This is a genomic window from Frigoribacterium sp. VKM Ac-2836 (genome assembly GCF_013248995.1).
Classification (GTDB): Bacteria; Actinomycetota; Actinomycetes; order Actinomycetales; family Microbacteriaceae; genus Frigoribacterium.
The window spans coordinates 691,192-702,927 of the sequence record NZ_JABRPK010000002.1 but is presented as its reverse complement, the minus strand read 5'-3'; the positions used below and the strand labels follow the sequence as shown (position 1 = coordinate 702,927).

Here is an 11,736-nt window from a genome sequence, read left to right as displayed (position 1 = left end):
GCGCTAGCGGACCTCTTCGGGTCGCTTCTGCCGGAACATCTCGGCCGGCTCGTGGTCGCCGTTCCAGACCTGGGTGATGCCCCACGCCACGGCCATGAGCGGCACCGCGATGACCGCGCCGACGACACCGCCGAGGATCGTGCCGGCGGTCAGGGCGACGAGGATCACGAGACCGTGCAACTGCAACGTGCGACCCATCAGCACCGGCTGCAGGAAGTTGCCCTCGAGCTGGTTGACGAGAACCACGATTCCGATGACGATCAGCGCCTGGACCGGGCCGAGCGCGACGAGGGCGACGAGGGCGGCCAGGATTCCCGCCGCGGTCGCACCCACGAGCGGGATGAACGCGGTCAGGAAGACGATGACGGCGAGCGGGAGCGCGAGCGGGACCCCGACGATCCAGAGGCCGACGCCGATGCCGATGGCGTCGACGGCGGCGACCGTCGCGGTGCCGCGGACGTAGCCACCGAGCGTGGTGACCGTCTTGTCGCCGATGCGGCGGGCTCGGGCGTAGTTCTCGCCCTTGAAGGGGCGCAGCAGGAACTCCCAGATGGCCGGGCCGTCCTTCAGGAAGAAGAACAGCACGACGATCATCAGGACGAGTCCGGTGGCGAAGCTGCCGACGGCCGAGGCCCCGGCGAGGGCACCCGAGCCGAACTGCGAGCTCGTGACGAAGTCGACCGCGGCGTTGCGGACGTCCTCGATCTGCTGGTCGCTGATCGAGAACGGCAGCGTCGTGATCCAGTCCTGCAGCTTGTTGAAGCCCGAGGTGGCCGAGTCGACCAACGAGCTGGCCTGGTTCTCGACGGCCCAGACGATCAGCCAGGCGACGAGGCCCAGGATGATCAGGACCGCGAAGAGGCAGATCAGGGTCGCGAGCACCGAGGGCACCTTGTGGCGGCGAAGGAACGCCACGACCGGCAGCATGGCCGACGCGAAGATCAGCGCGAGCAGCACCGGCAGGGTGACGAGGCTCAGGCTGAGGAACACGTAGATGACGCCGATGGCGACGATCAGCACGGCGATGATCTGCACGGCACGCGTCGCGAGTGTGCCGAAAGCATCGGCCCAGAGGGAGTGCCGGACGGCGGCGTCCTCGCGGGCCACCTCGGATTCTTGGCTACGGAAGAGTCCCACGGTGTCGTCCTCGTTTCTGGTGGTGCGGGGGTCGAAGGGGGGCCTGGCGGGGCGCGGCCGAGCGCGGCCGGATGCCGTCGGGCCGCGCTGGCTCGTCGGGGGTGATCGACCCGACAGGGACAGCCAACCCCGTCACGAGAATATCGGGCCGGATCGGTGCCCCGGTCGCGCGGCGCGCGCCTACCGTGGGAGGCATGCCGACCTCCGTCCTCGTCGTGTCCGACACCCACGTCCCGCAGAAGGCCAAGGCCGTACCGGGGGTCGTGTGGGGCGCGGTCGAGCGCGCCGACCTGGTCGTCCACGCGGGCGACTGGACCGGCGAACCCCTGCTCGACGAGTTCGAGGCCCGCGCGCGCCTCCTCGTCGGGGTCTGGGGCAACAACGACGGGGACGGGCTGCGCGCCCGGCTGCCCGAGGTGGCCCGCACAACCGTCGAGGGGGTACGTCTCGCGGTCGTCCACGAGACCGGGGCCAAGGAGGCGCGCGAGCGACGCATGGACCGCCTCTTCCCCGAGACGGACCTGCTGCTCTTCGGGCACAGCCACATCCCGTGGGACACGACGACGCCTGCGGGCCTACGACTCCTCAACCCGGGATCGCCCACGGACCGGCGGCGCCAGCCGCACGCCACCTACCTCACGCTGACGCTCGACGCGGGCGAGGTGCGCGACGTCGTGCTCCACGAGTTGCCCGTGGCCGCCCGTGACCGTACGGGGGTGCTGCCCCACCCCCGCCGGACGACCTAGCCGGCGGGTGTCTCGGCCGGAGCCGACTCGGCCGGAGCTGACTCGGTCGGGGTCGGCGACGGGCTGGCCGTACCCGACTCGGTGTAGCTGTTGCCGGCTGCCGTGACGACGAAGCTCCGGAACTCTTGCACGGTGAACGGGCGGCTGCCGTCGTACTGCTGCCCGTTGACGAGCACCGTCGGGGTGCCCGTGAGCGCGTCGAGGCCACTGTTGGGCAGGGGACCGTCGATGGCCCGCTGCGTGGACGCCGTCACCCACGAACCGAACTCGTCGTCCTCGATGCACTTCGTGATCTCGCTCGCGCCGGTCACCCCGTCGACACCGGTCGCGATGTCGGCGAGCTGCGAGTCGTCCAGTCCGCGCGTGCCCTCTTCGGGTTGTTGCTCGAACATCGCGGTGTTGAAGTCGAAGAACGAGTTCGGCGAGTAGTTCGCCACGCAGGCCGCCGCGTTGGCCGCCCGGTTGCTGTACTTGGTGCCGAGGGACTGGTTCGTCAGGATGGCCACCGGGTGGTACTCGACCGTCGCCGCCCCCGACTCGACGAGCCCACTGATGTAGTCGTTGTTGGCCTGCTCGAACTCGCCGCAGAGCGGGCAGAGGTAGTCGAGGTAGACGACGATGTCGACCGTGTCGCTCGACGCCGTGGTGGCGGCCGCCGTCGGCTCGTCGTCGGGACCGAGGGCCCCGGTCGGCACGGCCTCGAACCCCTGGCCGATCTTGATGCCGTCGCTGGCCATGTTGGCGGGACCGGGACCGGCCGGACGGATGCTGTTCGTGATGACCAGGACGACGCCGACGACGATGGCGATCACCACGAGGGCGAGGCCGCCCTGCAGCGCCCACTTGCCGGCGCGCTGGCGCCGCTTCTGCTTCTGGCGGGCGAGCTGCGCCTTCTGGCGGGCCGCCGCACGCCGCTGGTTCTTGGTCAACGACGGGTCGTCGGGGTTCAGGTCAGTCATGGGGCTCCGGTGCGCGACGGCCTCGCATGGTCGCGTCGAGCGGGTGGGGGGGACGGTCGCCACGAGTCGTGGCCATCGAACATGGTACGAGCCGAGCCTGGCAGAAGTCCGCAGGCGCGGGCGGTGAGGGGGTGGAGAAGGGGGGTGCCCGTGGCGATCCGAGGGATTTTCATGGCATGCTGAGCGATGGTGGTCACCGCGGACCTCTCAGGTTGATCACCGTCCATTCACAACGGATCGTCCGGCACGTACCTGCCGGTGAAGGAGAAGATCATGGCGTCAGTCACGTTCAGCAAGGCAACTCGTCTCTACCCCGGCTCCACGCGCGCCGCGGTCGACGGCATCGACCTCGAGGTCGCCGACGGCGAGTTCCTCGTGCTCGTCGGTCCCTCGGGTTGCGGCAAGTCGACCACCCTGCGCATGCTCGCGGGTCTCGAAGAGGTCAACTCGGGTGACATCTACATCGGCGACCGCAACGTCACCGACGTCCCGCCGAAGGACCGCGACATCGCGATGGTGTTCCAGAACTACGCGCTCTACCCGCACATGACGGTCGCCGAGAACATGGGCTTCGCCCTGAAGATCGCCGGCATCGGCAAAGAAGAACGCGCCACCCGCGTGCTCGAAGCAGCCAAGCTGCTCGACCTCGAGCCCTACCTCTCGCGTAAGCCCAAGGCCCTCTCCGGTGGTCAGCGTCAGCGCGTCGCCATGGGCCGCGCCATCGTGCGTCAGCCCCAGGTGTTCCTCATGGACGAGCCGCTGTCCAACCTCGACGCCAAGCTGCGCGTGCAGACCCGTACGCAGATCGCCTCGCTGCAGCGTCGCCTCGGCGTCACCACGGTCTACGTCACGCACGACCAGACCGAGGCCCTCACCATGGGTGACCGCATCGCCGTGCTGAAGGACGGCGTCCTGCAGCAGGTCGGCACGCCGCGTGACCTGTACGAGAAGCCGCAGAACGTCTTCGTCGCCGGCTTCATCGGCTCGCCCGCCATGAACCTGCTGCCCGCCGACGTCGTCGACGGCGGCATCCAGTTCGGCACCGCCGTGACCGCGGTCGACCGCGACACCGTCGGCCAGGCCAACGGCAAGAGCGTCACCGTGGGTGTGCGCCCCGAGGACGTCGTGGTCAACACGACCGGCGAGGGCCTCGCGGTCACCGTCGACGTCGTCGAAGAGCTCGGCGCCGACGGCTACCTCTACGGTCACACCGAGGTCGACGGCAACCGTGTCGACGTCGTCGTCCGCGTCGACGGCCGCAACCACCCCAAGCTGGGCGAGACGATCTACGTCACCCCGCAGGCGCACCACGTGCACGTCTTCGACACCGAGAGCGGCGAGCGCCTCGGCGACAAGGCCGTCGTCAGCGCGTAGCACCCCCTCGGGTCGGCCCGTCGAGTCCGCTCGGAGCACTCCTCCGATCGACCCGGCGGGCCGTCCCGCGTTCCGGCCCCGCGCCTCCTGACCTCCCCCGCCGCCTCGCCTCAGGCGGCGCACCACCGCACGAGAGGCCGTCATGCCCGACTCCCTGAACATCACCTCGGCCACCGCCGACCCCGCCCTGCTCGACCTGCCCTGGTCGCTGCCGCTCGACGAGTGGCCCGACGAGGCGATCGCGACGCTGCCGAAGGGCATCTCGCGGCACCTCGTCCGCTTCGCACACCTCAGTGGCTTCGTCATCGCCATCAAAGAGACGTCGGGCGAGATGGCCCGGGGCGAGTACGAGATGCTCCGGACGCTGCAACGCATGGACATCCCGTGCGTGGACCCCCTGGCCGTCATCACGAACCGCCTCGACGCCGACGGGTCACCGCTCAACCCGGTGCTCGTCACCCGGCACCTCAAGTTCTCGCTTCCCTACCGTGCTCTCTACTCGCAGACGCTGCGCCCCGACACCGCCCGACGCCTGGTCGACGCCCTGGCCCTGTTGCTCGTCCGTCTGCACATCATCGGGTTCTACTGGGGCGACGTCTCGCTCTCGAACACGCTCTTCCGGCGAGACGCCGGTGCTTTCGCCGCGTACCTGGTCGACGCCGAGACGGGCAAGCTCTACCCCGGCGGCCTCTCGAACGGGCAACGCGAGAACGACCTCGAGGTCGCCCGCGTCAACATCGCCGGAGAACTGCTCGACCTCGAGGCCGGCGGCCGCCTCGACGACAACCTGGACGCCGTCGACGTCAGCAACGGCATCGTCGCGAAGTACCGCAGCCTCTGGACGGAGCTGACCGGTGCCGAGACCTTCGACAGCTCGGAGCGCTGGCGCATCACCGACCGTGTCGAACGTCTCAACGACCTCGGCTTCGACATCGAAGAGCTCGCGATCAAGACGGCCGAAGGCGGCAGCCAGGTCAAGATCCAGCCCAAGGTCGTCGACGCGGGCCACCACTCACGCCGCCTGCTGCGCCTGACCGGACTCGACGTCGAGGAGAACCAGGCCCGACGCCTGCTCAACGACCTCGATGCCTACCGCATGCGCACCGATCAATCCGACGTCGACGAAGAGATGATCGCCCACGAGTGGGCCTCGCGGGTCTTCGAGCCGGTCGTGCGCTCGATCCCCCGCGACCTGCGGGGCCGGCTCGAACCGGCCGAGGTGTTCCACCAGCTGCTCGAACACCGCTGGTACCAGTCGCAGGCCGAGAACCGCGACGTGCCCATCGCCGAGGCGCTGACCTCGTACATCAACGACGTGCTGCGCCACCGCCGCGACGAGCAGATGGTGATCGAGCCGGCGACGGAGTCGATCACGCTGCCCGAGGCCGCCCTGCTCGAGGCCGACGAGGCCGACGCCGACGAGGATTGGCGCAGCAAGGTCTGACCGCAGGTCCGGCACCGCGCCGCCCCGCCGCCGATCGCCGCGCCACCCTCCGCGGGCCCGGCTCCGCCCCCTCACCACCCGAGAACCCGGTTTCGAACCATGAACCCCGTTCGTTCTGGGTTCGTGGTTCGAACCCGGGTTCATCGGTGATCCGGTACGTATCGGATCACGCCCTGGGCGAGGCCGCCCTGCCTCGCGCGCCGCGAGCCGCGCACGACGCACGACGCAGGACGCACAGGAGGCGCGGGTCGGCAATTAGCCGACCCGCGCCTCCTCGACGTCCGCCCTCGCGAGGGGCCGTGACCTACTTCTTCTTGCGCTCGGCGCGCAGCTTCGAGATCTCGTAGAGCGTGACCGATGCGGCGATGCCGGCGTTGAGCGACTCGACGGCACCGGTGATCGGCACCGACACGATGGCGTCGCAGGTCTCGGCGACGATGCGCGACAGTCCCTTGCCCTCGCTGCCGACGACGACGACGATCGGGCGGTCGGCGAGTTCGAGACCGGGCAGCATGACGTCGCCGTCACCGTCGAGGCCCACGACGAACACGCCCTGCTCTTTGAACGACTTGAGGGTCTGCGTCAGGTTCGAAGCCATGGCGACCGGGATGCGCGCCGCGGCACCGGCCGAGGTCTTCCAGGCCGATGCCGTCAGGCCCACCGACCGACGCTGCGGGACGATGACGCCCTGCCCGCCGAACGCGGCGACGGACCGGATGATCGCCCCGAGGTTGCGCGGGTCGGTGATGCCGTCGAGGGCCACGAAGAGCGGCTTCTGCTGGCGTTTGATCGCGGCCTCGAGCATGTCGACGGGGTGCGCGTACTCGTACGGCGGCACCTTGAGCGCGACGCCCTGGTGCACCGAGTCGTGGCCGGTGATGCGGTCGAGCTCGGGACGCATGACCTCGAGGATCGGCAGGCCCCGACGGGTGGCGAGCTGCAGGATCTCTTTGGTGCGCTCGTCCATCTCGATGCGCGCGGCGATGTAGAGGGTCGTCGCCGGGATGCGCGTCCGCAGGGCCTCGACCACCGAGTTGCGACCGGTGACCATCTCGTGGTCGTCGGCCGACTTCGGGCGGCGGCGGGGTGCGTCCGGCCCACCGCGGCCGGCGATCGGCGACCCGGCCCGGGGGCCGGACCCGCCACGACCACGCGCCGCCTCGAGCCGCTCACGGGCCGCCTTGGCCTTGCCCGCGGGGTGGTACGGGCGGTCTTCTGCGGCGGGAGTGGGCTTCTTGCCCTCGAGCGCCTGGCGACCCTGCCCGCCGCTGCCGACCTGTTTGCCCTTGCTGCCCTGACGCACGGCACTGCTGCCGGGACGGCCCTTGCGTGCTCCGCTGGTGTTCTTCACTGTTCGAGGCTCCAATGCGACCCGCTGGGGGTGTCTTCGATGGTGATGCCGGCGCCCGTCAGGACGCCTCTGATCTCGTCGGCCCGCGAGAAGTCGCGATCGGCCCGGGCTTGCTGGCGTTCGGCCAAGAGTACGTCGACCAACGTGCCGAGCGCGCGGTGCGCGTCGCCTTCGTCGCCGGTGCGCCACTCGGGCGCCGACGGGTCGATGCCGAGCACGGCCACCATGGCCGCGACGTGCTGCCAGGCGTGGGCGGCGGTGTCGAGGTCACCGTCGTCGAGGGCGACGTTGCCGGCGCGCACGGTGTCGTGCAGGACGGCGACGGCCTGCGGGACGTTGAGGTCGTCGTCCATCGCCTCGGCGAAGTCGTCGGGCACGACCCGCGCACCGACCCCGGCGAAGCGGGTGTCGGCGAGGCGTCGCCGTGCCCGCTCGAGGAACGTCTCGATGCGGTCCAGAGCGGCCTCGGCCTCGAGCAGGGCGCCCTCGTGGTAGTCGATGGTCGAGCGGTAGTGGGCGGCGCTGAAGAAGTAGCGCACGACGACGGGTCGGGCCTGCGCCAGGAAGTCGGCGGCGAAGATCGAGTTGCCGAGGGACTTCGACATCTTCTGGCCCTCGACGGCGACGAGACCGTTGTGCATCCAGTACGACGCGAACCCCATGCCGGCCGCGGTCGACTGCGCCAGCTCGTTCTCGTGGTGCGGGAACCGCAGGTCGAGCCCGCCGCCGTGGATGTCGAACGCCTCGCCGAGGTATCGCGCCGACATCGCCGAGCATTCGATGTGCCAGCCCGGACGCCCTTCGCCCCAGGGCGAGGCCCACGAGGCGGACTCGGGCTCATCGGCCTTGTGGCCCTTCCACAGGGCGAAGTCGCGGGGGTCGCGCTTGCCCCGGGGGTCGGCGTCGGTGGCGGGCGCCATGTCGTCGGTCGACTGGTTGGTCAGGGCACCGTAGGTCGGCCAGCCGGCGGTGTCGAAGTAGACGTCACCCGACGCGTCGGGGGCGACGTAGGCGTGCCCCTTCTCGATCAGCGTCGTGATGATCTGCTGCATCTCGCTGACGCTCGCGGTCGCCCGGGGCTCGTAGGTCGGCGGCAGGATGCCGAGGGCGTGGTAGCCGGCGGTGAACTCGAGCTCGTAGCGGTAGGCCCGCGCCCACCATTCTTCGGTCGTGTCGGCCGCCAGCGCGAGGATCTTGTCGTCGATGTCGGTGACGTTGCGGACGAGCGTGACCTCGAGTCCACGGTAGGTGAACCACCGGCGCCAGAGGTCGTAGACGAGGGCCGAGCGCAGGTGCCCGATGTGGGGCGAGGACTGCACGGTGGGCCCGCAGAGGTACAGCCCGACCTGGCCGGGAACGAGCGGGACGAAGTCGACGAGCGCCTGCTGACGGGAGTCGTAGAGCCTGATGGTCACGTGGTCAGCCTATTTGACGTGGCTTCCGAGGTGCCGCCGGCGGAGGGGTCGTCGCGCGTGACGAGCGCCGTCGCGATCACGGCCACGCCCTCGCCCCGGCCGGTGAACCCCAGCCCGTCGGTCGTCGTGGCCGAGACGCTGACCGGGGCCCCGACCACGCGGGTCAACCCGTCTTGCATCTCGACGCGACGGGACGACAGCCGGGGCCGGTTGCCGACCACCTGGACGGCGACGTTGACGGGCGTGGCGCCCGTCGCCGCGAGCAGCTCGAGGGTCGCCGTGAGGAAGACGTCGCCGGACGCCCCGGCGAAACGGGGGTCGTCGGTGCCGAAGCTCGAGCCGATGTCGCCGAGGCCTGCGGCCGAGAGCAACGCATCGACGATGGCGTGCGCGACCGCGTCGCCGTCGCTGTGCCCCGCGAGGCCCGCCTCGCCGGGGAAGTGCAGCAGCCCGAGGTGCATGGGCTGGGTCTCGTCGACCGCGTGGACGTCGGTGCCGACCCCGGTCAGGAGGCTCGGGCGCGGCCGGCGGGCGCGGTCGCGACCCGGCCCGGTCGCCTCGCTCTCGGCGACGATCGTCTCGGCCCGTCGCAAGTCCCACGGCGTCGTGATCTTGAAGGCCACGGGATCACCCGCCACGACGCGGACGCGGTGGCCGGCCGCGGCGAACAACGCGGCATCGTCGGTGTGCTCGACGGAGGCGTCCGCGTAGGCGAGGTCGAGGGCCGCCCGGGGGAACCCCTGCGGCGTCTGCATGGCCACGAGTTCGCTGCGGTCGACCGTGTCGACGACGACGCCGGCGTCCACGCGCTTGATCGTGTCGGTCACCGGCAGCCCCGGGACGACACCGTCGCCGGTCGCCTCGACCTCGCCCGCGACCAGGTCGAACTGGGCGGTGGGGGTGAACGGTCGGGCGCAGTCGTGGACCAGCACGGTCTCGACCTCCGGGCCGAGGGCGGTCAGACCGACCGCGACGGATTGTTGACGCGTGGCACCGCCCGCGAGGACGGAGGCGTAACCCCGAGCCGGCCCGGCGACGGCGTCGACGAGGACGCGGGACTCGTCGACGAGAGCTTCGGGCACGACGACGACGACCTGTGTCGGCACGACCGAGGCGAAAACGGCGTCGAGGGACCGCTCGAGGATGCTGCGCCCGGCGACCTCGACGAAGGCCTTGGGCCTGCCGAGCGCGAGGCGCGTGCCGCTGCCTGCCGCAACGACGACGACCGCCCGACCGGCGCCGGACGGGGTGTGGACCCCACCGTCGTCGACCGAACGGTCGTCGGGAGTGCTAGGACGCAAGGACCTCGTCGAGGACGCTCGACGCCTTCTCTTCGTCGGTCTTCTCGGCGAGCGCGAGCTCGCTGATCAGGATCTGACGAGCCTTGGCGAGCATTCGCTTCTCGCCGGCCGAGAGGCCACGGTCTTGGTCGCGGCGCCAGAGGTCGCGGACGACCTCGGACACCTTGATGACGTCACCGCTGGCGAGCTTCTCGAGGTTCGCCTTGTAGCGGCGCGACCAGTTGGTCGGCTCTTCGGTGAAGGGGGCACGGAGCACGTCGAAGACGCGGTCCAGCCCCTCTTTGCCGATGACGTCTCGCACGCCGACCAGGTCGACGTTGTCTGCGGGTACTTCGATGGTCAGATCACCCTGGGTGACGCGAAGCTTGAGGTACAGCTTCTCTTCGCCCTTGATGATCCGCTTCTTGACTTCTGAAATTGTCGCTGCCCCGTGATGCGGGTATACGACGGTCTCGCCGACCTCGAACTGCATGAATCAGGCTCCATTCTGCGACACCCAGGATACCATAAGCAGTCGTTGGTAAGGCTGCCCTAAGGAACCGACCCCAGCGGGCGCGGATAAGCTGGTCCACGTACGTTTGTCGTGACGCTGATCCTGGAGGACACCTGTGCGAGCCCCAACCCTGAAGTCGCGTGGATTGACGACGCGACTCGTCTCGGCCGCAGCCGTCGGTGCCGCGGTCGTCCTGACCGCCGCCGGGTGCAATTTCATCAGCCCGCAGGCCACGACCAAACAGTACGACGCGAGCGACGGCACGAGCGTGAACGTGGGCGACATCCAGGTCCGCAACGCGATCGCCCTGACCGCCACCGAGGGCGACGGCGGCACCGCCAGCCTCAGCATGGTCGTGCTCAACACGAGCGACGAGGCCGCCGAGGTCTCGTTCGAGTACCCCACCACCTCGGGCAAAGAGACCCAGACCGTCGAGGTCGACGGCTCGTCGCAGGTCTCGCTGGGCACCGAGCCCGGTCAGGACCAGTTCCTCATGGAGTCGCTCGACTCCGATCCGGGCGCCCTCGTCACGATCTTTGTCCAGTACGGCACCGAGACCGGCAAGTCCTTCGTCGTGCCCGTCCTCACGGGTGCTCTGGCCGAGTACGCCACCCTGCTGCCCTCCCCCACCGCGCCCTCCGAGGCGACGCCCTCGTCGACGCCGCTGCCCGAGGCGACTCAGCAGGCACCGTCCTCGTCGCCGACGCCCTAGCGCGCCTCCTGCATCAGCCGAGAGGCCCGGCCCGCCGTGTGCGGTGCCGGGCCTCTCGTGTCCGACGCGCGCCGCGCCTCCTCGACTCTCGAGACGGTCGGGCGCGGCGTGCCGCAGGCGCTCAGGCCTCGATGCGGTACCCCAGACCACGCACCGTGACGAGCGCCTTCGGCTCGGACGGGACGGCCTCGATCTTCGAGCGGATGCGCTTGATGTGGACGTCGAGAGTCTTGGTGTCTCCGAAGTAGTCCGAGCCCCAGACCCGGTCGATCAGCTGGCCGCGCGTGAGCACCCGGCCGGCGTTCCGCATGAGCAGCTCGAGCAACTCGAACTCTTTCAGGGGCATGGCGACGTCGGTGCCGCGGACCGAGACGACGTGACGCTCGACGTCCATGCGGATCTCGCCCGCCTCGAGCATCGAGTCGGACAGGTCGTCGGGGTCGACGCGGCGGCGCATCACGGCACGGATGCGGGCGAGCAGCTCGCGGGTCGAGTAGGGCTTGGTGACGTAGTCGTCGGCGCCCAGCTCGAGACCGACCACGATGTCGACCTCGCTGTCCTTCGCGGTGAGCATGACGATCGGCACCTGCGACTTGGTCCGGATCACCCGGCAGACCTCGGTGCCCGGGATGCCCGGCAGCATGAGGTCGAGCAGCACGAGGTCGGCGCCGGTCTTGTCGAAGGCGGCGACGGCGCCGGGGCCGTCCTCGGCCACCGTCACCTGGTAGCCCTCACGCTGGAGGATGAAGGCGAGCGGTTCGCTGAGGGACTCTTCGTCCTCGACGATCAAGATGTGGGTCATCG

General features: G+C 70.0%; 11 protein-coding genes. 4 read left to right on the top strand and 7 right to left on the bottom strand.

Translation table 11 applies throughout. From position 1 onward, the window contains the following. Window positions 1-3: 3 nt before the first annotated feature. Window positions 4-1,137 carry an AI-2E family transporter gene (locus tag HRF36_RS09655; RefSeq protein ID WP_173209253.1) on the bottom strand — a complete coding sequence of 378 codons (1,134 nt, stop codon included), beginning with the start codon at window positions 1,135-1,137 and terminating at the stop codon, window positions 4-6. A gap of 194 nt (window positions 1,138-1,331) precedes the next feature. Here HRF36_RS09655 and HRF36_RS09650 point away from each other — a divergent pair, with 194 nt between their 5' ends. After that, entirely contained in the window at window positions 1,332-1,883 is a 552-nt protein-coding gene (locus tag HRF36_RS09650) for a metallophosphoesterase (RefSeq protein ID WP_173209251.1), read from the top strand. Here HRF36_RS09650 and HRF36_RS09645 read toward each other — a convergent pair. Next, entirely contained in the window at window positions 1,880-2,842 is a 963-nt protein-coding gene (locus HRF36_RS09645) for a thioredoxin domain-containing protein (protein ID WP_173209249.1), read from the bottom strand. The genes HRF36_RS09650 and HRF36_RS09645 overlap by 4 nt on opposite strands. A 273-nt stretch (window positions 2,843-3,115) precedes the next feature. Here HRF36_RS09645 and HRF36_RS09640 point away from each other — a divergent pair, with 273 nt between their 5' ends. Both HRF36_RS09640 and HRF36_RS09635 read left to right on the top strand, forming a co-directional pair. After that, window positions 3,116-4,216, top strand: coding sequence for an ABC transporter ATP-binding protein (locus tag HRF36_RS09640; RefSeq protein ID WP_173209247.1), 1,101 nt, complete (start codon window positions 3,116-3,118; stop codon window positions 4,214-4,216). 142 nt (window positions 4,217-4,358) lie between these two features. Then, on the top strand, window positions 4,359-5,660 hold the full coding sequence (locus tag HRF36_RS09635; protein ID WP_173209245.1) for a DUF4032 domain-containing protein: 1,302 nt from the start codon (window positions 4,359-4,361) through the stop codon (window positions 5,658-5,660). A gap of 304 nt (window positions 5,661-5,964) precedes the next feature. On the opposite strand, the gene rlmB is transcribed toward HRF36_RS09635, so the two are convergent. Genes rlmB through HRF36_RS09615 form a run of 4 tightly spaced genes read right to left on the bottom strand, consistent with a single transcriptional unit; the run spans window position 5,965 to window position 10,199 of the window. Continuing rightward, complete coding sequence (rlmB, locus tag HRF36_RS09630) at window positions 5,965-7,011, bottom strand: 23S rRNA (guanosine(2251)-2'-O)-methyltransferase RlmB (RefSeq protein ID WP_173209243.1); 1,047 nt, start codon at window positions 7,009-7,011, stop codon at window positions 5,965-5,967. Next, window positions 7,008-8,426: a cysteine--tRNA ligase gene (gene cysS / locus HRF36_RS09625; RefSeq protein WP_173209241.1), complete on the bottom strand. Its 1,419-nt coding sequence runs from the start codon at window positions 8,424-8,426 to the stop codon at window positions 7,008-7,010. Before cysS ends, rlmB begins: the two co-directional genes overlap by 4 nt. After that, window positions 8,423-9,727, bottom strand: a complete 1,305-nt coding sequence (gene ispD, locus HRF36_RS09620; RefSeq protein WP_173209239.1) for a 2-C-methyl-D-erythritol 4-phosphate cytidylyltransferase — start codon at window positions 9,725-9,727, stop codon at window positions 8,423-8,425. The genes cysS and ispD overlap by 4 nt, the downstream gene beginning before the upstream one ends. Next, window positions 9,717-10,199, bottom strand: coding sequence for a CarD family transcriptional regulator (locus tag HRF36_RS09615; protein WP_043597211.1), 483 nt, complete (start codon window positions 10,197-10,199; stop codon window positions 9,717-9,719). Before HRF36_RS09615 ends, ispD begins: the two co-directional genes overlap by 11 nt. Window positions 10,200-10,335: 136 nt before the next feature. On the opposite strand from HRF36_RS09615, the gene HRF36_RS09610 reads away from it, so the two are divergent. Beyond that, complete coding sequence (locus tag HRF36_RS09610) at window positions 10,336-10,932, top strand: DNA modification methylase (RefSeq protein ID WP_173209237.1); 597 nt, start codon at window positions 10,336-10,338, stop codon at window positions 10,930-10,932. Window positions 10,933-11,053: 121 nt separating this feature from the next. Here HRF36_RS09610 and HRF36_RS09605 read toward each other — a convergent pair whose 3' ends face one another. Further along, on the bottom strand, window positions 11,054-11,734 hold the full coding sequence (locus HRF36_RS09605; protein ID WP_173209235.1) for a response regulator transcription factor: 681 nt from the start codon (window positions 11,732-11,734) through the stop codon (window positions 11,054-11,056). Between the last annotated feature and the right edge of the window lie 2 nt (window positions 11,735-11,736).